This is a genomic window from Virgibacillus sp. NKC19-3, assembly GCF_019837165.1.
Classification (GTDB): Bacteria; Bacillota; Bacilli; order Bacillales; family Amphibacillaceae; genus Virgibacillus_L; species Virgibacillus_L saliphilus.
Map to the genome: position 1 here is coordinate 1,345,914 of NZ_JAGYHC010000001.1, position 19,311 is coordinate 1,365,224.

Sequence of the window (19,311 nt, forward strand, 5' to 3'; positions counted from 1 at the left end):
ATGTAAACATTTTTTGCAATGGATGGAAAGTTAGCTGTATAAAAAATAAATGACAAGCTTGCAGATGGATAAGCATATACATCTTATAAAGTGATTCGATTAGAAAGTAATAGAAGGGGATTTTATGGGAGCCATTCCTTGGTTGTTAATTGTTGCGATTTGTTTTATTCTTATCAAAAGTTTACTTGAATTCATTCGTGGGACAAAAGCGGGGTGGCGCATGGAAATGCGGGATAGCCGTTTTTCTGCTGAGCTTTTTTACACATTACTGATTATATACAGCACGGTTATTATTGGGTTTGGACTTATCTATTTTATTATATCCTTTCATGGAATAATTTTGGTAGAGGGCGAAAGATTGCGGGAGGTTAGCATATTAGGTTCCATTATTCATTCGGTGTATTTTAGTGGCACTACCATGCTTACAATTGGCTATGGTGATATAACGCCAATTGGAATTGGAAGATTCATTGCTTTAATAGAAGCACTCATCGGGTATATTTTACCTACAGCATTTATCCTTCGGCTTGTGCAATCACAACAGAGAAGCAGGGAAAAATGAATCTTGCTGTTTGCTGTGCTATAGTATTATTATACAGATTAAATATGGAGGGATCCGTAATGGTAGTTGAAACAGGAAAACAGGTAGCAGATTTTACATTGCCGAATGCTAATGGGGAAAATGTAAGCCTGTCCGATTTTAAAGGAAAAAATGTTGTTTTGTATTTTTATCCAAAGGACATGACACCGGGCTGTACTACAGAGGCATGTGATTTTCGTGATCAGCATGAAAGCTTCGGCGAATTGGATGCGGTAATTATTGGTATAAGTCCTGATCCTGTCTCCAGTCATCAGAAATTTATCGATAAACATGATCTTCCATTTGAACTTCTAGCAGATGAGGATCATCAAGTAGCTGAAAACTTTGATGTCTGGAAACTGAAAAATAAGTTTGGTAAGGAATCATACGGAATCGAGCGCTCTACGTTCATCATTGATAAGGAAGGGCTGCTGCGTCAAGAATTTCGTAAAGTCAGTGTGAAAGGGCACGTGGAGGAAGCATTGGAGTTTATTCGGGAAAACCTATAAGCAAAGAAGGCAGTTCCAATATGGAGCTGTCTTTTTTTTCAGTTATATAATCTCTTTTTTTGAATAGGATGTAGTACGAACTTTGTAGGTTATCCTATCAAAAAGTGAGGTGCTTTATATGGAAAATGTTAGGTCAAGGGAGCATGTTAGAGCAACTGCCACTGGAAATCGAAAAGTCTATTTTTTTATGAAACGGTTGATTGATATCGTTATCAGTTTCTCGCTACTTTTTTTATTAATACCGTTATTGCTGTTTATCTGTATAAAAATGAGGAGGAATGAGGGAAGTCCTATCTTTTTTCATCAAAGGCGGGTAGGTAAGTGTAATCATCGTTTTATCGTTTGGCAGTTTCGTACCATGACAAATCCATCTCGCGTTATTCGTGCATTCCCACCATACCCAGTACCAGATTCTTGGGCCGGTGGTGTACCAGATGAAATTCATTTTCAACAGGATTCTTATAGTATACGAACCCCGACTGGTTTATGGCTTCAGAAGTATAAGCTTCATACACTTCCGCAATTATGGAATGTACTAAAAGGGGATATGAGTTTAGTAGGGCCGAAATCCGAGATACCGGAAATTGTTGATCACTATAATAATTATCAAATGAAACGTTTGAAATTAAGACCTGGAATGACTGGCTATACGCAACTTAAAGGGGAATTAAACTATAGTGAAAAGATAAGGTGTGACCTTTTCTATATTGAAAATTGTAGCATACGAATGGACATGCACCTTTTAATGCAGACAATTAAAACAGTTCTATCTTCCTAGTTTTCATTTTTGTGAAAAACGTATACGATAGAAGTAACGATGGAATAGGGAGGTTATTTACATGATTTTATTTTCTGCCAAAATATCCAGTAAGCATCATGAAAAATTAAAAGCAGACCATTCGAATTTAGAGTTTATATTTTGTGATAATATGAATGAGGCCAAGCAGCATTTACATAAAGCTGAGATCCTTGTTACCTATGGAGGAGATTTAAACGATAGTTTAATCGAGCAAGCAAACAATCTAAAATGGATTATGGTTATGTCTGCCGGAATAGATAAATTGCCATTTGAAGCAATTAAGAAAAAGGGTATTCTTGTGACAAATGCGAAAGGTATTCATCAAACGCAAATGGCTGAATATGCCATTTCCATGTTGTTGCAAGTTTATCGTGATGCCAGGAAATTATATCAAAGTGAAAAAGATCATCATTGGGATCGTTCTGCCCGCGTGCAAGAGATAACGGGAAGAAGGATACTTATTGTCGGCACGGGTTCGATTGGTCAGGAAGTTGCTCGTCTAGCAAAAGCATTTCGAATGAAAACCATTGGCGTGTCCAGAAGTGGCAGATCGAAGGAGTATTTTGATGAAAATCATAAAATAGATAATCTGGAAGAACTGCTTCCACGTGTAGATATGGTTGTGTCTATTCTGCCAAGTACAGAAGAAACTCGCGGGCTTTTCAACTTTAAACAGTTTCAACTGTTGCCAGATCATGCTGTATTTTTGAATATGGGGCGTGGAGATCTGGCTTATACTGACGATTTGCTAAAAGCAGTGAGACAAGGGGAAGTTGCACATATGGTACTAGATGTTTTTGAAGAGGAACCACTGCCTTTAGATCATCCATTTTGGTCAGAGGAAAATGTGACAATCACTCCACATATTGCGGGACGCTCTCCATATTATACAAGACGTGCCCTGGAAATCTTTGAACAAAATCTTCAATCTTATTTGGCTGATAAAGATGAATACATCAATAAAATAGATGTGAAAAGGGGGTATTAATATTAGGTGGTTTTCTCTTTCATTCTTTTAGAAAAGTGATAAAATGACTCGGGGAGTAATATACTTTTATTGACATGCTGCTCCAGTAGCAGGTACACTTATTATAAGAATTATAATGTAATAATAGGACTATAATTAAAATCATGAAAGAGAGGTGGTTGATCGTGTCTGAAGAACTACAATTGCAACATGCAATTGATACATTAAAAGAATCAGGCGTCCGGATCACACCACAGCGCCACGCAGTCCTTGAATTTCTTCTGAAATCAGCGAATCATCCTACAGCTGATGAAATTTATAAGGCACTTGAAGATAAATTTCCTAATATGAGTGTTGCAACGGTATATAACAATTTACGTGTATTAAGACAAACCGGACTTGTTCGTGAATTGCCTTACGGGGACGCCTCAAGCAGATTTGACAGTAATACAACAGAACACTATCATATTATTTGTGATGAATGTGGCAAAATAGTAGATTTTCATTACCCTATTTTAGATGAAGTGGAATCCTTGGCTGAACAAGTAACAGGGTTTGATGTTAGTCATCATCGCATGGAGATTTACGGTAAATGTAAAGAGTGCCAGGTTGCAGCAGTGGTGCAAAAGCAGTAATCAAAATGAACATTAATGAAGGACTTCTAGAAACGAATTGTTGTTTTCATAGAAGTCCTTATATTTTAAAAGCGTTTTTAGTGAATCACGGGCGCGACACTAAAATTAATTTTTCTCTTTTTTATATCCCCGTTTATTGTATCTTTCATCAAATTCTTTGCCTTCTAATTCCTTATCCATTGTCAAAGGTTGTTTGCAATGCATACAAGCATCAACCCGTCCCAGCATTTTTGTTGGTTTCCCGCAATCCGGGCAGGTTACAGGCACGGCCTTTAAGGACAATGTGCCAATCCAAAGATAGACGACACTACTTAGAATAACTGATAATATACCGAGAATGAATAATAGTGCCGTTAACCAAGCGATGCTCCTTGTGAACAGTCCAATATACATAATGAGAATCCCTGCAAAAACCAATATTAATGCAAAGGAGCGTATTTTATTTATTTTACTTGAATAGACTACTCGTTGCTCTGCCATCGTAACCCTCCTTAAATCTTTCATACGTAGTATAGCATAATTTCATAAAAATTTCGTTTCACAAAAAAGGAGTTTCCCTTCAATATGGCGAAATATATAGATTGTAGTAAAGAAATTGGAGGGTAATGTATTATGGAAATATGAAGGTCTGCTTATCAGGGGGAAGACAAACGATGCGGGTGTCTATAAATTGAAGTATATTTTAAAGAATAACGAACACAAACGATGTTTGATGAATAGATATATATGTACGGTTAAGAAGGTGGAAGGCTCTAGAACTTTCTTCTGTTGCAATGGGTTAAACGAATGAAAAGAAAAAATGTAAAAAACTCGTTGACTTTGTATAGTAACCATGGTAAAGTTAATTCCGTCGCAAAAAAACGATAAATAAATAACGACAAAAAATAAAAAATACGGATTGACTCTAAATTGATCAATATGGTATATTATAAAAGTCGCTATTTTGCGAGCCAATACGAAATATTCATTTTTTTATAAATTTTTATAAAGAGGCTTAAAAAGGTTATTGACTTTAGGAAATGGATATGGTATGATGTGAAAGTTGCAATTTCAACGCAACATATGCATTTGCTCTTTGAAAACTGAACAAAACAACCAGTATGTCAAACAGATGGTAGAGGAAAGAAATCACGAAGTCCGATGGTTCATCTGGACGGTTGATTTCACCCCTTGAAACCATGTGAAAAGCGAAGATATATCATTGATCGGTGTCAATGATAGACAAACTTCATTATTTTATGGAGAGTTTGATCTTGGCTCAGGACGAACGCTGGCGGCGTGCCTAATACATGCAAGTCGAGCGCGGGAAGCAGGCAATAACCCTTCGGGGTTTGCGCTTGTGGAACGAGCGGCGGACGGGTGAGTAACACGTGGGCAACCTACCTGAGAGACGGGGATAACTCGCGGAAACGCGAGCTAATACCGGATAACACTTTTGATTACCTAATGAGAAGTTGAAAGGCGGCTTTTATGCTGCCACTTTCAGATGGGCCCGCGGCGCATTAGCTAGTTGGTGAGATAAGAGCTCACCAAGGCGACGATGCGTAGCCGACCTGAGAGGGTGATCGGCCACACTGGGACTGAGACACGGCCCAGACTCCTACGGGAGGCAGCAGTAGGGAATCATCCGCAATGGACGAAAGTCTGACGGTGCAACGCCGCGTGAGTGATGAAGGTTTTCGAATCGTAAAACTCTGTTGTTAGGGAAGAACAAGTATCGTTTGAATAAGGCGGTACCTTGACGGTACCTAACCAGAAAGCCCCGGCTAACTACGTGCCAGCAGCCGCGGTAATACGTAGGGGGCAAGCGTTGTCCGGAATTATTGGGCGTAAAGCGCTCGCAGGCGGTCTTTTAAGTCTGATGTGAAATCTTGCGGCTCAACCGTGAGCGGTCATTGGAAACTGGAGGACTTGAGTACAGAAGAGGAGAGTGGAATTCCACGTGTAGCGGTGAAATGCGTAGAGATGTGGAGGAACACCAGTGGCGAAGGCGACTCTCTGGTCTGTAACTGACGCTGAGGAGCGAAAGCGTGGGGAGCGAACAGGATTAGATACCCTGGTAGTCCACGCCGTAAACGATGAGTGCTAGGTGTTAGGGGGTTTCCGCCCCTTCGTGCTGAAGTTAACGCATTAAGCACTCCGCCTGGGGAGTACGGCCGCAAGGCTGAAACTCAAAAGAATTGACGGGGGCCCGCACAAGCGGTGGAGCATGTGGTTTAATTCGAAGCAACGCGAAGAACCTTACCAGGTCTTGACATCCTCTGCGATCGGTAGAGATACCGAGTTCCCTTCGGGGACAGAGTGACAGGTGGTGCATGGTTGTCGTCAGCTCGTGTCGTGAGATGTTGGGTTAAGTCCCGTAACGAGCGCAACCCTTGAGATTAGTTGCCAGCATTGAGTTGGGCACTCTAATTTGACTGCCGGTGACAAACCGGAGGAAGGTGGGGATGACGTCAAATCATCATGCCCCTTATGACCTGGGCTACACACGTGCTACAATGGATGGAACAAAGGGCAGCGAAGCGGCAACGCTAAGCAAATCCCATAAAACCATTCTCAGTTCGGATTGCAGGCTGCAACTCGCCTGCATGAAGCCGGAATCGCTAGTAATCGCGGATCAGCATGCCGCGGTGAATACGTTCCCGGGCCTTGTACACACCGCCCGTCACACCACGAGAGTTAGCAACACCCGAAGTCGGTGAGGTAACACGCTTTGCGTGAGCCAGCCGCCGAAGGTGGGGCCAATGATTGGGGTGAAGTCGTAACAAGGTAGCCGTATCGGAAGGTGCGGCTGGATCACCTCCTTTCTAAGGATAGAAACGGAAACGCCGAGCGATCTATTTCAGATCTTTTGGTGGAGACATACGTGGTTGTTTGGTTCAGTTTTGAGAGAGCAAATCTCTCTATTTGTACCTTGAAAACTAAATAAGAGTACGAACGACATCAAAACATGAATGTGCTTTTGAAACAAAGCAAGATTTAGTTAAGTGAACAAGAGCGCACGGTGGATGCCTAGGTACGAGGAGCCGAAGAAGGACGGGACTAACGCCGATATGTCCCGGGGAGTTGTAAGTAAACGTTGATCCGGGAATTTCCGAATGGGGAAACCCCCTGTTCGTAATGGAACAGGACGTCTATCTGAATACATAGGATAGATGAGGCACACCCGGGGAACTGAAACATCTCAGTACCCGGAGGAACAGAAAGCAAAAGCGATTTCCCAAGTAGCGGCGAGCGAAACGGAATCAGCCCAAACCGAAAAGCTTGCTTTTCGGGGTTGTAGGACACTCCTACGGAGTTACCAAAAAGTGCTTTAGATGAATCGATCTGGAACGATCAGCCATAGGAGGTAAGAGCCCTGTAATCGAAAGAGCATTTTCTCCGGAGTGTATCCTGAGTACGGCGGAACACGAGAAATTCCGTCGGAATCCGGGAGGACCATCTCCCAAGGCTAAATACTCCCTCGTGACCGATAGTGAACCAGTACCGTGAGGGAAAGGTGAAAAGTACCCCGGAAGGGGAGTGAAAGAGAACCTGAAACCGTGCGCTTACAAGTAGTCGAAGCCCGTTAATGGGTGACGGCGTACCTTTTGTAGAATGGACCGGCGAGTTACGATCCCATGCGAGGTTAAGTGGAAGACACGGAGCCGCAGCGAAAGCGAGTCTGAACAGGGCGTATGCGAGTATGTGGTCGTAGACCCGAAACCGTGTGATCTACCCATGTCCAGGGTGAAGGTCAGGTAACACTGACTGGAGGCCCGAACCCACGTATGTTGAAAAATGCGGGGATGAGGTGTGGGTAGGGGTGAAATGCCAATCGAACACGGAGATAGCTGGTTCTCTCCGAAATAGCTTTAGGGCTAGCCTCAAGGGATGAGTACTGGAGGTAGAGCACTGATTGGACGAGGGGCCCTCACCGGGTTACCGAATTCAGTCAAACTCCGAATGCCAGTTACTTGACCTTGGGAGTCAGACTATGGGTGATAAGGTTCATAGTCGAAAGGGAAACAGCCCAGACCGCCAGCTAAGGTCCCTAAGTATACGTTAAGTGGAAAAGGATGTGGCGTTGCTCAGACAACCAGGATGTTGGCTTAGAAGCAGCCATCATTGAAAGAGTGCGTAATAGCTCACTGGTCGAGTGACGCTGCGCCGAAAATGTACCGGGGCTAAACGTATCACCGAAGCTGCGGATTGTTCTTCGAACAATGGTAGGAGAGCGTTCCAAGTGCTGGGAAGTCAGACCGTGAGGACTGGTGGAGCGCTTGGAAGTGAGAATGCCGGTATGAGTAGCGAAAAAAGAGTGAGAATCTCTTTCACCGAAAGCCTAAGGTTTCCTGAGGAAGGCTCGTCCTCTCAGGGTTAGTCGGGACCTAAGCCGAGGCCGAAAGGCGTAGGCGATGGCCAACAGGTAGATATTCCTGTACCACCTCATGACTGTTAGAATGATGGGGGGACGCAGGAGGATAAGGAAAGCGCACCGATGGAATGGTGCGCCCAAGCAGGGAGCGAGTTGGATAGGCAAACCCGTCCAACGCTAACGTGACTTGTGATGGGGAGGGAAATAAAGTACCGAAGTTCCTGATTTCACACTGCCAAGAAAAGCCTCTAGTGAGGTCATAGGTGCCCGTACCGCAAACCGACACAGGTAGGCGAGGAGAGAATCCTAAGGTGAGCGGGAGAACTCTCGTTAAGGAACTCGGCAAAATGACCCCGTAACTTCGGGAGAAGGGGTGCTCACGAGTAGTGAGCCGCAGTGAATAGGCCCAAGCGACTGTTTATCAAAAACACAGGTCTCTGCGAAGCCGCAAGGCGAAGTATAGGGGCTGACACCTGCCCGGTGCTGGAAGGTTAAGGGGAAACGTTAGCTTTTGGGCGAAGCGTAGAACCGAAGCCCCAGTAAACGGCGGCCGTAACTATAACGGTCCTAAGGTAGCGAAATTCCTTGTCGGGTAAGTTCCGACCCGCACGAAAGGTGCAACGACTTGGGCACTGTCTCAACGAGAGACCCGGTGAAATTATACTATGCGTGAAGATGCGCATTACCCGCGACAGGACGGAAAGACCCCGTGGAGCTTTACTGTAGCCTGATATTGAATGTTCGTGCAGCTTGTACAGGATAGGTGGGAGCCTTAGAATCGTGAGCGCTAGCTTACGAGGAGGCACCCGTGGGATACCACCCTGGCTGCACGCACCTTCTAACCCAGAACCGTGATCCGGTTCGGAGACAGTGTCAGGTAGGCAGTTTGACTGGGGCGGTCGCCTCCTAAAGTGTAACGGAGGCGCCCAAAGGTTCCCTCAGAATGGTTGGAAATCATTCGTAGCGTGTAAAGGCAGAAGGGAGCTTGACTGCGAGACCTACAAGTCGAGCAGGGACGAAAGTCGGGCTTAGTGATCCGGTGGTTCCGTATGGAAGGGCCATCGCTCAACGGATAAAAGCTACCCCGGGGATAACAGGCTTATCTCCCCCAAGAGTTCACATCGACGGGGAGGTTTGGCACCTCGATGTCGGCTCATCGCATCCTGGGGCTGTAGTCGGTCCCAAGGGTTGGGCTGTTCGCCCATTAAAGCGGTACGCGAGCTGGGTTCAGAACGTCGTGAGACAGTTCGGTCCCTATCCGTCGTGGGCGTTGGAAGTTTGAGAGGAGCTGTCCTTAGTACGAGAGGACCGGGATGGACACACCGCTGGTGTACCAGTTGTTCCGCCAGGAGCATGGCTGGGTAGCTACGTGTGGCACGGATAAGTGCTGAAAGCATCTAAGCATGAAGCCACCCTCTAGATGAGACTTCCCATCACATCAAGTGAGTAAGATCCCTCAGAGACGATGAGGTAGATAGGTTCGAGGTGGAAGCGTGGTGACACGTGCAGCTGACGAATACTAATCGATCGAGGACTTAACTAAATGGCTTTTAGATGTACGTTACGAACACTCTTATTTAGTTTTTAGGGTATAAATTCATACATATTTATGAAAAATACTTGATTTTTTTCTGGAAACCATTATAATATTGGTTGTCACTAAATTTAATAAAGAAGTTCTGTTCAAATGGTTCATGCTTTGCAACGACACAGAACCACTTAAGGACATTAGGTCTGGTAGTTATAGCGGAGAGGTCACACCTGTTCCCATGCCGAACACAGAAGTTAAGCTCTCCAGCGCCGATGGTAGTTGGGGCTTTGCCCCTGCAAGAGTAGGACGCCGCCAGGCAATCCATTTGAATAATAAAGTAAAATGCTCAAATTGATCATTCCACAGTAGCTCAGTGGTAGAGCTATCGGCTGTTAACCGATCGGTCGTAGGTTCGAATCCTACCTGTGGAGCCATGGAGAGCTGTCCGAGTGGTCGAAGGAGCACGATTGGAAATCGTGTAGGCCGCTATCGCGGCCTCGAGGGTTCGAATCCCTCGCTCTCCGCCACCTTTATATAATTGGCCCGTTGGTCAAGTGGTTAAGACACCGCCCTTTCACGGCGGTAACACGGGTTCGAATCCCGTACGGGTCACCAACTTTTTTAAACTTTTATTGCTTTTGTTCCTTATGTAATTCGGAGGATTAGCTCAGCTGGGAGAGCACCTGCCTTACAAGCAGGGGGTCGCAGGTTCGAGCCCTGCATCCTCCACCATTTAAAAAATAGATTATTATATTTTCATATCGCGGGGTGGAGCAGTCTGGTAGCTCGTTGGGCTCATAACCCAGAGGTCGTAGGTTCAAATCCTGCCCCCGCAACCAAAATATGTTGATTATCTACATTGAACATGCTTATTTGCTAATTGAAAATGGTAGTGTGCCTTAGCCTATTCCCAAAATTCATGTGAACTTATTTTTTGATACATGGTCCGGTAGTTCAGTTGGTTAGAATGCCTGCCTGTCACGCAGGAGGTCGCGGGTTCGAGTCCCGTCCGGACCGCCACTTTAACACTAAGTTGATTATTGCAAGAAAAGCTAAATAAATTATTAAAATGGCTCGGTAGCTCAGTCGGTAGAGCAACGGACTGAAAATCCGTGTGTCGGCGGTTCGATTCCGTCCCGAGCCACCACTCTTTATCAATTGATGGAGGGGTAGCGAAGTGGCTAAACGCGGCGGACTGTAAATCCGCTCCCTCAGGGTTCGGGAGTTCGAATCTCTCCCCCTCCACCATTACTTTAAAATTATGTAGGGGTATAGTTTAATGGCAAAACGAAGGTCTCCAAAACCTTTGATGTGGGTTCGATTCCTACTACCCCTGCCATTTTCTATATGGCGGTCGTGGCGAAGTGGTTAACGCACCGGATTGTGGCTCCGGCATTCGTGGGTTCGATCCCCACCGGTCGCCCCATAAAAAATTGGGCTATAGCCAAGCGGTAAGGCATCGGGTTTTGATCCCGTGTACCCCAGGTTCGAATCCTGGTAGCCCAGCCACTTGCGGGAGTAGTTCAGCGGTAGAACACCACCTTGCCAAGGTGGGGGTCGCGGGTTCGAATCCCGTCTCCCGCTCCATTACTTTAAATGGCGGTATAGCCAAGTGGTAAGGCAGAGGTCTGCAAAACCTTTATCACCGGTTCAAATCCGGTTACCGCCTTCAAAACATATGCCGGTGTGGCGGAATTGGCAGACGCGCATGACTCAAAATCATGTTCCTTCGGGAGTGTCGGTTCGACCCCGACCACCGGTATCAGTAGCTTAATTTAGAATAAGATGAGATGTTATAAGACATCCTTGAAACGTTTTTAGGTAGCGTTTGAGGGTGTCTCTTTATTTTTGGTTCTACAATATATGTTGGGGTGTGAATCATTTTCTGAATAATATAAAGCACGCGAGCTCCTTATTTGTTAAACTGAAGTTAGCGAAAAAACAGATACAAAAGGAGTGCGTGCAATTGAATTCTAACATTCATTTACCAGGATTTGAAGTCTTTACGATCCAAAAGTCAGAAGAAGTTTACGGCGTCAATTGTCTTCATGTTGATAGGGAAATAAAAAAACATCGTTGTCCGGCTTGTGGTACCTATACATCAAATGTACCTTAGGGCGGCTGGTGAGCCTCATTGTGCTCGTCGTGTTGCAAGTGATCCGAGATAGCAGCACCCTTCGCAAAAAAGGTTGCTATCCGCGTCTTTAGGTGTCTCACCTATGCCTTTTCTCCCGCTGGAGCCTCCGCATATTTCCTACGCTAAGCTTGACAATGGCCGTTTTTTAATTAAACACTTTTGTTTTGCCCCAGCCTCATTTAAATAAAAGTTAGTAGTTGACACTCGCTAAGTCTTTAAACTCCTCTTTTTGATTTAATGGGCAAGATTGCTCATTGCAACGGACAATTTTATCATTGTCTAATTCAAATATTGCTATTACTTCTATTTCGCCAGTTTTGCCACCCTTTTTATTTGCAGTAACAGTATATCTTAGGGTTGCCGTTTGTTTATCATCATCAAAGAGAACGTCATAAAAGGGAGATATAGATATGGAGTTTACAATCCCTTTTAATGCTTGGACATGACTTGTAAATTCAGCTATATCTGTGCTAACTCCATCAGTTGTTTGAATGTATTGTTTACTGAAGTAATCAGGAATTTTTTCTATTTTCATATCAACGATGATTTCTTGATACATCCTACTTAAAAATTCAATGGCTTGTTCTCTATCCATAATAATTGCTCCTCTTTTTATAATTGATTTGACCAGGCTTCTAAAAATTTAATAATCAGCTCTAATTCATCGTCAGAGAACTGATCCAACAATTGATTATAACGATCTTCAGCTATTTGATGCATTCGATCATGAACCACTGCAAGTTGCTGCCCTGAATTTGTTAACATATAATAAACAGCCTTCTGATCATTCTCCTTTTTTTTAGCCAGAACCATTCCTCCTTCAATTAAGGAATTAATGGCTTTGGTAATCGCAGGTTTTGAAACACCTAGCTCCTTAGAAAGAAATGAGTTATTAGATGCATTTGGATGTTCGTTTATCAGAGCCATAATATGCAACTGCGTTAAAGACCATTTATTTTCGGTATATCCATGATCAACTAATAAATCCTTGGCTAGATTATCCCTTTTTGCCATCTTCTTTTCGCGGGACAAAATAAAATGTTCAATGGCTTTCAGGGCTTTTTCTTTTGAGGAATTTTCCACAAACCTTCACCCCCTTTGTTTATGTTCTTTAGTTAACCAGTTAACAATTATAGTTTACTAGTTAACATTATGAATGTCAACTAGTTCGTTCACCAATACGAATGGGCGCATAATGGGACAACATGGTATTTGATGCCTTTTTATTGAGAAATTTAATCTACAGGAGTTTCTTTTTTATATTACCTCAAAATTACAGACACCAACGAATCCAGGTATGGCTAGAGAAGCTTATGGCCTTCCTATCACCACAAGCGCATATGCGGCTTCCAGGCCAAATGAAAAGTGGGTAACAATATCACTTACCTGATTTTTTAACGGTCCAAACCTATATTTTTCTGCCATAAAGGATTTATATAGAAGAAATTAAATAACCTGAGCCCCCAAGGACTCAGGTATTGTAAATAGCTTTTTTCATTCCTGTCTACTTGACAGGGGTCAATTCATTTGTGGTGGTTTATTTTTACCTATTCAAATGCCACGCTCACTTCAGATTGTTCTTCCTGCTCCATATCTTCCCAATTGACCATATTTAAAAGCATTTCAAAATCTCCTTCTAATGCAGGTAATTCACCACCATCTATATCTTCAATAGTTAATACAGCGTCAGCTACTTTTCCTCCTGCGACTTCTGTACTCATCATGACAAGTGATTGATCCACCATTTTCCCATTGATAGATACTTCGCTAGCTTGAAAATCTACCGTATCTTCTAGCTTATTTTCTACTTCAAAATTCACGTCAATCCACTCTTCTTCTTCACCTACATTTTTTTCAATGCTGATGAGAGTTGCTTTGTAGTTGTCATTATCTGCAATTTCCTGGTTAAACTCATATGATTCTCTATCTCTATTTTCTTCCTCAACAGGATCTTCTTCATTTTGGCCTGTGTCTTCTGTTTCCGAGCTTTCGTTCTCAGCGTTATCACTTTCACCGCAAGCAGCTAATAATCCTAATACTATGATAAGGACGGCGCTAAATAAGATTTTTTTCATTGTATGTATTCCCCCTATTTTTTATACCTAATAAAATATACCATAAAGATGCAGTATAAGGAAAGCCTTCTTTTTATACAAATCATAGACATGAAAGGACTAATTTGCTTCAAAATGGTACTATAGTTTGTTAATCATAGATTTTGGGGTGAAGAGACCTTTTTTATAAACCCTATCAAATCAAAAGGCAATATTCGACCCCGAACACCGGTATTTATCTCATTAACGCTGAATAAACATGTAATGAGCGCTGATCTCTATATTTATAGAATCAGCATTATTATATTCCTATAAGCAGCCAAACACAATAATAATGAAAATTCTGCTATTATATAACTAATTCATGCAAACGCTGAACAATCCGTGAAAGAAGGTTGATCCTATTGATACATATAATTCGCTGGGCTGTTTTCATCATAGGTGTAATGCTTTTTAGTGTTGGTATTACTGTTGCGATAAATGTCCAGCATCTTGGTATTCATCCGTGGGACGTATTGAATGTAGCACTTTTTGAGCGCATTGGTCTATCGATCGGATCGTGGACTATTATCATTTCAGGCGTATTAATTATGGTGTCATGGATACTTGATAAGAGATATATTAAACTAGGGACATTTTTCAATGCGTTTTTAGTTGGGGTGTTTGTGGATCTATTGATGTGGCTTGATTTCTTGCCAAAGGCTACGCATGCATGGCCGGATATATTTATGATCATTACCGGGATTGTAATTATGGGAGTAGGTGGTGGTGTTTACAATGCAGCAGGAGTAGGCTCCGGTCCACGTGATGGATTTATGCTGTCGATCTCTGATAAATTAAGGGCTCCCATAAGGAGAATTCGGATTATCACAGAGAGCTTGGTTTTACTGCTAGGCTTGATTTTAGGTGGGCCTGTATTTGTATTTACTTTTATTTTTACTTTTATACAGAGTCCCTTGTTTCAGTTTTCTTATTTGAAAATGAGGGGGCTGATTGATTTGATAGAGGTGAGCTTAAAAAAACAATCGTCAAAATCCAGTGCATAGGGTAAAATTGTATTTTGCACAATGTGTAGCGTATTATTTTTATATTTTCATTAGGAGAAAATTGAATTTTAGTTTTGATGTCTATCTGAGAAATGCACTTTTACCTTCTGCAGTAATTTCCCTTCCATGCTAGAATGATAAAAAACGCTGAAGGAGGAAGTGAAATGAAAGCAGTAAAGAATCAAAGTGTTTATTTTCCGGACGAAGACCAGCAGGAATTGCTTCGGATACTTGACGACATATTTTATTATTCGATTCACCATTTTTCCGCAACAATTATAGAGGAAACAGAAGACATTATTTCAACAATGAATATATCGGATGCGCTTGCTGAACGCATTTTTCCACAATTAGTCTGGTGGACCACGTTTTGTTTACCTGTTGGGACTGAACATATGCCAATTTTCCAGCAATATCTGCAGTTAAACAAACATAGATGGGAAACAAAAAGTAGTTTTTTTCAAGATGTTTTAGCAAGTTGGCTTTCCTTGAATCCAGGCTTCTATTATGTGCTTGATTTTCAAAGCGGGAGTGGAAGTGTATTTATTTGTAGGGATCTATTTGACGGGGAGACAAAGATTGTACGTATGTACCAAAGAAAGTTCCTGGTACCAAAATGTGGTGAAATGATAACAGGTTTATTGATCCCAATGGGTAATGCTACATACATAACCCAGGGTGGGCTTTTTCATATCCCTGAGGAGTTATCTCAGCAGGTGTCTCGTGAAATTCTCGCTTACGCTAAGAAGCAAATCATATCTACTAACTACGATTTTAACCCTCACCTATATCCTTCACTTATTATGATCATCCTGGAAATGATGGAGAAAGCCTATGGAAAATAATCCGGAACATATAATTGAACAATTAGCTGATGGAAAAATAAGAATTATATTTGTTGAGGAGTTAAAGAAAGCAAAATAGAGATAAAAAAAGGAATGAATGAAATGACCAAAGAAATCCATCCATTTCTTTGGTCTTCATCTATAATTGGGTATATTTTTCAACCGTAGTGGTCATTGCTCTTTCAATATCATATGCATCGATGACATATTGTATTAGAAACCAGCATGCAATTATTGCTGCTACTATGCCTAGTGCTAATAGAATCACTATCATTTTACCCTTCACCTCAAAAATCGCCTCCTCCTGATGTAAGCGTACCAAAAGCGATTATAACTGTAAATATCGAAGTGATTTTTTTAAGAAGTTACTTCGATCGTTTAGCCAGAGTCGTAGTGCTGCATGTAGTAAAATTAGGATATGAATGTGATAAAAAGACAGACACAAGCTCGTCCTATTTTATCGCGTAGGAAATTATAAAATGATTTGCTTGGGCATAACGTATTATTGATTAATGGCTACGTCCAGCTACAAGCGCCAAAAACGAGGAGATAACACGAGAGCTCCCTGCGATAAAGAAGACTTGGCGACTGACAAGCCGACAGGCGCAGGCAGAGCCATAGTCGCACTTATGCCTGTGGCGAAAGTCATCATCGGTTCACTTGACAAAGGAAGGCCGACTAAGAACGGCCTTGCCGGCCAACGCACGGCTCCCCTGATGCAGGGGCATGATTCCTTTTCGCTTTCCAAGCATAAGATTCACGTAGACTTTCGCCATTCATTGGCGACAAGTCACGTTCATCTAATCTCAGTTGCAACGCGGGGGTCTCTACGTTTTTAACCAGGCGCTTTTCACTTTTGTTATCGCTGCGGCAATGTCATAATCCGTTAAATCCATTTCCAGTTCCATACCAAGAGCGAGCTTGGCCAACTGTGTGCCGACGTATGGTCCCATAGTCAGACCGGATGCCCCCAATCCATTGGCGAGTAATAATCCCGCATAACCCGGAAGTGCTCCTAGTACTGGGAGAAAACCTGGAGTAAATGGGCGGAAGCCAACTCTTGTCTCAAGCACTGTGCTATTAGCCAATGCTGGTGCTACTTCTAACGCTTTTGTTAAAATTTCATGGACGCCACCTGCCGTAACTCGGGTGTCAAAGCCTGTGTGATCATCATGGGTTGAGCCGACAACTAACCGCTGATCATGAAAACCTAAAAGATAGGAATTATTTGGAGGCATGACAACAGGCCAATCTGTATTCTCCACCGTCGGAATCTTTAAATGCAAGATTTGTGCTTTTTGCATGGTCACTTCAAAAGAAACACCTAAAGGCTTGATTAGTTCATTCATCCATGCACCGGATGTGGCAATGACTGTTTCTGCTTCAATTATTTCACTATGAAGTTGAACTCCTGTTACTTGATGACCGCTACTTAACAGGGTAGCCTCTCCATGCCGCAGTACACCACCATGTTTTTTAAAACCGCGTAATAAGGAGTCGCGCAACTTTCTGCCGTCGACCCGTGCCCCACCACTGACATGAACAGCGCCGAACCTATCACTAAGGAGTGGGAACATTTCCTGTGTTTGCTTGGTATTTAGAAGGGAAATGTCACCCATTTCTGGGGCTTCTTCCCGCCGTTTATGTGCACGATCATACATGGCAGTTAGTTTCTTTTCATCGGTGTGAAGACTGATAGCTCCTACTTGCTTATATCCAGTTTCTGTTTCCCCGTCACTTGCAAGTTCTTGTACTAAATGGGGGTAAATTCGAGCCCCACCTTTTGCTAAACGATACCACGCTTTATTTCGTCGCTGGGATAGCCATGGACAAATGATCCCGGCCGCTGCATCTGTTGCTTGTCCTTTATCTTTTCGATCAATTAAGGTGACCTCAGCCCCATTTTTAGCAAGGTGATATGCTGTACTAGCACCTAATATTCCGCCGCCTATGATAATGAATTTACTGTGCTGCATCTGCTACTTGTTTCATGGCTTTCATTTTGCCAAGATGTTCATTTTCATGATGGAGAAGCATGTCAAATATATCACCGTATGTTTTAAAGTTCATAAACTCAAATGGAATACCCTGCTTGAAAAAGTCATCCGGAAGGTCATTGATTCGCGTTTGCTGTTCTTCTAAAAGTTTCCCAAGCTCTGAGATAGCAGGGACGTCTGATGGCCAGTCTGCAGGTTTTGTACCAGTTGCAAATAGATCATTATATTTTTCCGGGAAATTAGCGGACTGTTTCGGATACCCAAGCAGTAATCCTTCTGTAGTGACAAGAACATGTCCTACATGCCAGTGTATGGTATTATTAAAGGCCTCGGCTTGATAATCCGCCGTTTTCTCATCAAGATCCTTGATGAAAGAAAGAAAAGTGTTTCGTGTAAAATTAAATAAATGTGACATTCTTATCCCTCCAAAATCATATCTACGTTTACTATAAGAATAAATAGTGGGGATGTAAAATAACTTGATTTTAGAGAAGAAATACATGGACAGATGGTGAATAATAAAGGTGTAATACGAAGTAAAATATTTTTTATGAGCAACTAATTATGGTAATCTAATAATTGAATACGTTATTTTACATATGAAGGAGAATGAATATGGGTAAGACGTTAATTTTCGGACATAAAAGTCCGGATACAGATACGATTTCCTCAGCATTGGTATATGCGGAATTAAAAGGTAAGCTGGGAGAGGATGCTGATCCGGCAAGACTCGGTTCCATTAGCAAAGAAACACAATTTGCATTGGATTATTTTGGTGTGGAAGCACCACAACTGATTGAAAATGTACCTAGCGATGTAGAGGATGTTATTTTAGTTGATCATAATGAATTCCAGCAAAGTGTGGATAATATTAATGATGTACGTATCGCCGAAGTAATCGATCACCACCGCATTTCCAATTTTGAAACAAAGGAGCCGCTCTATTTCCGGGCAGAACCAGTTGGATGTACAGCAACCATTTTAAATAAAATGTACAAAGAAAAAGGTATCGCCGTTACGAAAGAAATTGCCGGATTATTAGTTTCCGCCATTATTTCCGATTCCCTTTTATTAAAATCACCAACCTGCACGCAGGAAGATATCGATGCAGCATATGAATTGGCGGAAATTGCCAATGTAAACCTGGAAACATATGGGCTTGAAATGCTACAGGCTGGCGCTGATGTAAGTGATAAAACAGTAACGGAATTGTTAACTATGGATGCTAAGGAATTTTCCATGGGGGATGCGAACGTAGAAATTGCTCAGGTAAACGCTGTAGACACCAGTCAAATTTATGCATTTCAAGCTGATATCGATACAGAAATCGAACAAGTTGTTAAAGATAAAGGGCTTGATCTATTCCTATTTGTTGTCACGGATATTCTAAACAATGATTCTGAAGTACTTGCACATGGCGAAGGAAAAGCGAAAGTGGAATCCGGCTTTGATGTAGTATTGGATGAAAACAATCGGGCTTTATTAAAAGGTGTCGTGTCACGTAAGAAGCAAATTGTTACTGTGCTTACGGAGGAATTTACAAAATAACAATGAAAAAGGCTTTCTCCAATGAATGGAAAGAGCCTTTTTTCATCATACTTAGTTTTTTACAACGTTTGCAGCTTGTGGGCCACGGTTACCTTCTTCAATATCAAACGTTACATTCTGGCCGTCATCCAACGTTTTGAAACCTTCGCCTTGAATTGCTGAGAAGTGTACGAATACATCGTCTCCACCTTCAACTTCGATGAAACCGAAGCCTTTGTCTGCGTTAAACCATTTTACTGAACCTGTGTTCATGTTCATTCCTCCAAGTGCTTATAGCACATTTATTACTATTTCTGTTCTGGATAA

The 19,311-nt window shown here is 42.4% G+C and carries 17 protein-coding genes, 14 tRNA genes and 3 rRNA genes; 26 read left to right on the forward strand and 8 right to left on the reverse strand.

Annotated elements, in window-relative coordinates; genetic code table 11:
- The first annotated feature begins 124 nt into the window (after positions 1-124).
- From KFZ56_RS06605 to perR, 5 genes are all read left to right on the forward strand, one after another.
- Complete coding sequence (locus KFZ56_RS06605; protein WP_222641063.1) at positions 125-562, forward strand: potassium channel family protein; 438 nt, start codon at positions 125-127, stop codon at positions 560-562.
- A 59-nt stretch (positions 563-621) separates the two neighbouring features.
- Positions 622-1,089 (forward strand): thioredoxin-dependent thiol peroxidase, encoded by a 468-nt coding sequence (gene bcp / locus KFZ56_RS06610; RefSeq protein ID WP_222641065.1) that lies wholly within the window; start codon positions 622-624, stop codon positions 1,087-1,089.
- Between the two features lie 118 nt (positions 1,090-1,207).
- Positions 1,208-1,867, forward strand: a complete 660-nt coding sequence (locus KFZ56_RS06615) for a sugar transferase (protein ID WP_222641067.1) — start codon at positions 1,208-1,210, stop codon at positions 1,865-1,867.
- 61 nt (positions 1,868-1,928) lie between these two features.
- Entirely contained in the window at positions 1,929-2,876 is a 948-nt protein-coding gene (locus KFZ56_RS06620) for a D-2-hydroxyacid dehydrogenase (RefSeq protein ID WP_222641069.1), read from the forward strand.
- A gap of 143 nt (positions 2,877-3,019) precedes the next feature.
- On the forward strand, positions 3,020-3,490 hold the full coding sequence (gene perR, locus KFZ56_RS06625; RefSeq protein WP_222641070.1) for a peroxide-responsive transcriptional repressor PerR: 471 nt from the start codon (positions 3,020-3,022) through the stop codon (positions 3,488-3,490).
- Between the two features lie 105 nt (positions 3,491-3,595).
- On the opposite strand, the gene KFZ56_RS06630 is transcribed toward perR, so the two are convergent.
- Positions 3,596-3,970, reverse strand: a complete 375-nt coding sequence (locus KFZ56_RS06630; RefSeq protein WP_222641071.1) for a YgzB family protein — start codon at positions 3,968-3,970, stop codon at positions 3,596-3,598.
- Positions 3,971-4,725: 755 nt separating this feature from the next.
- Between KFZ56_RS06630 and KFZ56_RS06635 the strand changes: the two genes are divergently transcribed.
- The 18 genes from KFZ56_RS06635 (at position 4,726) to KFZ56_RS06720 (ending at position 11,494) form a co-directional block, all read left to right on the forward strand.
- Positions 4,726-6,297 (forward strand): 16S ribosomal RNA (locus KFZ56_RS06635).
- A gap of 174 nt (positions 6,298-6,471) precedes the next feature.
- A 23S ribosomal RNA gene (locus KFZ56_RS06640) occupies positions 6,472-9,390 on the forward strand.
- A gap of 190 nt (positions 9,391-9,580) precedes the next feature.
- Positions 9,581-9,696, forward strand: a 5S ribosomal RNA gene (rrf, locus tag KFZ56_RS06645).
- Together the 16S, 23S and 5S rRNA genes with 14 tRNA genes alongside form the textbook arrangement of a ribosomal RNA operon.
- Positions 9,697-9,737: 41 nt before the next feature.
- Positions 9,738-9,812 (forward strand) — tRNA-Asn (locus KFZ56_RS06650).
- Position 9,813: 1 nt separating this feature from the next.
- Positions 9,814-9,905: transfer RNA gene (locus tag KFZ56_RS06655), tRNA-Ser, on the forward strand.
- Positions 9,906-9,918: 13 nt separating this feature from the next.
- Positions 9,919-9,993, forward strand: a tRNA-Glu gene (locus KFZ56_RS06660).
- A gap of 41 nt (positions 9,994-10,034) precedes the next feature.
- Positions 10,035-10,110 (forward strand) — tRNA-Val (locus KFZ56_RS06665).
- 30 nt (positions 10,111-10,140) lie between these two features.
- Positions 10,141-10,217 (forward strand) — tRNA-Met (locus KFZ56_RS06670).
- 104 nt (positions 10,218-10,321) lie between these two features.
- A tRNA-Asp gene (locus tag KFZ56_RS06675) sits at positions 10,322-10,398 on the forward strand.
- A 51-nt stretch (positions 10,399-10,449) separates the two neighbouring features.
- Positions 10,450-10,525 (forward strand) — tRNA-Phe (locus KFZ56_RS06680).
- Between the two features lie 16 nt (positions 10,526-10,541).
- Positions 10,542-10,626, forward strand: a tRNA-Tyr gene (locus KFZ56_RS06685).
- A gap of 17 nt (positions 10,627-10,643) precedes the next feature.
- A tRNA-Trp gene (locus KFZ56_RS06690) sits at positions 10,644-10,717 on the forward strand.
- Between the two features lie 11 nt (positions 10,718-10,728).
- Positions 10,729-10,804: transfer RNA gene (locus KFZ56_RS06695), tRNA-His, on the forward strand.
- A gap of 8 nt (positions 10,805-10,812) precedes the next feature.
- Positions 10,813-10,887: transfer RNA gene (locus tag KFZ56_RS06700), tRNA-Gln, on the forward strand.
- 3 nt (positions 10,888-10,890) lie between these two features.
- Positions 10,891-10,965, forward strand: a tRNA-Gly gene (locus KFZ56_RS06705).
- 11 nt (positions 10,966-10,976) lie between these two features.
- Positions 10,977-11,047 (forward strand) — tRNA-Cys (locus tag KFZ56_RS06710).
- An 11-nt stretch (positions 11,048-11,058) separates the two neighbouring features.
- A tRNA-Leu gene (locus tag KFZ56_RS06715) sits at positions 11,059-11,140 on the forward strand.
- Positions 11,141-11,344: 204 nt separating this feature from the next.
- On the forward strand, positions 11,345-11,494 hold the full coding sequence (locus tag KFZ56_RS06720; protein WP_222641072.1) for a hypothetical protein: 150 nt from the start codon (positions 11,345-11,347) through the stop codon (positions 11,492-11,494).
- 211 nt (positions 11,495-11,705) lie between these two features.
- Here KFZ56_RS06720 and KFZ56_RS06725 read toward each other — a convergent pair whose 3' ends face one another.
- The 3 genes from KFZ56_RS06725 to KFZ56_RS06735 all read right to left on the reverse strand — a co-directional run bounded on the left by KFZ56_RS06725 (position 11,706) and on the right by KFZ56_RS06735 (position 13,590).
- Positions 11,706-12,110, reverse strand: a complete 405-nt coding sequence (locus KFZ56_RS06725) for a nuclear transport factor 2 family protein (RefSeq protein WP_222641073.1) — start codon at positions 12,108-12,110, stop codon at positions 11,706-11,708.
- A 17-nt stretch (positions 12,111-12,127) separates the two neighbouring features.
- On the reverse strand, positions 12,128-12,598 hold the full coding sequence (locus tag KFZ56_RS06730; RefSeq protein ID WP_222641074.1) for a MarR family transcriptional regulator: 471 nt from the start codon (positions 12,596-12,598) through the stop codon (positions 12,128-12,130).
- 464 nt (positions 12,599-13,062) lie between these two features.
- A complete protein-coding gene (locus tag KFZ56_RS06735) occupies positions 13,063-13,590 on the reverse strand; it encodes an LptM family lipoprotein (protein ID WP_222641075.1) in 528 nt (175 codons plus the stop codon).
- 383 nt (positions 13,591-13,973) lie between these two features.
- Between KFZ56_RS06735 and KFZ56_RS06740 the strand changes: the two genes are divergently transcribed.
- Positions 13,974-14,615, forward strand: a complete 642-nt coding sequence (locus KFZ56_RS06740) for a YczE/YyaS/YitT family protein (RefSeq protein WP_222641077.1) — start codon at positions 13,974-13,976, stop codon at positions 14,613-14,615.
- A 164-nt stretch (positions 14,616-14,779) separates the two neighbouring features.
- Positions 14,780-15,460 carry a hypothetical protein gene (locus KFZ56_RS06745; protein ID WP_222641078.1) on the forward strand — a complete coding sequence of 227 codons (681 nt, stop codon included), beginning with the start codon at positions 14,780-14,782 and terminating at the stop codon, positions 15,458-15,460.
- A 139-nt stretch (positions 15,461-15,599) separates the two neighbouring features.
- On the opposite strand, the gene KFZ56_RS06750 is transcribed toward KFZ56_RS06745, so the two are convergent.
- The 3 genes from KFZ56_RS06750 to KFZ56_RS06760 all read right to left on the reverse strand — a co-directional run bounded on the left by KFZ56_RS06750 (position 15,600) and on the right by KFZ56_RS06760 (position 17,872).
- The gene (locus KFZ56_RS06750) at positions 15,600-15,746 is read right to left on the reverse strand and encodes a hypothetical protein (RefSeq protein ID WP_222641080.1); all 147 of its coding nucleotides are present in this window, start codon (positions 15,744-15,746) and stop codon (positions 15,600-15,602) included.
- Between the two features lie 541 nt (positions 15,747-16,287).
- Positions 16,288-17,436, reverse strand: coding sequence for an NAD(P)/FAD-dependent oxidoreductase (locus KFZ56_RS06755; protein ID WP_222641082.1), 1,149 nt, complete (start codon positions 17,434-17,436; stop codon positions 16,288-16,290).
- Entirely contained in the window at positions 17,423-17,872 is a 450-nt protein-coding gene (locus KFZ56_RS06760; RefSeq protein WP_222641084.1) for a DinB family protein, read from the reverse strand. The genes KFZ56_RS06755 and KFZ56_RS06760 overlap by 14 nt, the downstream gene beginning before the upstream one ends.
- Before the next feature lie 200 nt (positions 17,873-18,072).
- Between KFZ56_RS06760 and KFZ56_RS06765 the strand changes: the two genes are divergently transcribed.
- Complete coding sequence (locus KFZ56_RS06765; protein ID WP_222641086.1) at positions 18,073-19,005, forward strand: manganese-dependent inorganic pyrophosphatase; 933 nt, start codon at positions 18,073-18,075, stop codon at positions 19,003-19,005.
- Between the two features lie 51 nt (positions 19,006-19,056).
- Here KFZ56_RS06765 and KFZ56_RS06770 read toward each other — a convergent pair whose 3' ends face one another.
- Complete coding sequence (locus KFZ56_RS06770) at positions 19,057-19,257, reverse strand: cold-shock protein (RefSeq protein ID WP_222641089.1); 201 nt, start codon at positions 19,255-19,257, stop codon at positions 19,057-19,059.
- Positions 19,258-19,311: the final 54 nt, after the last annotated feature.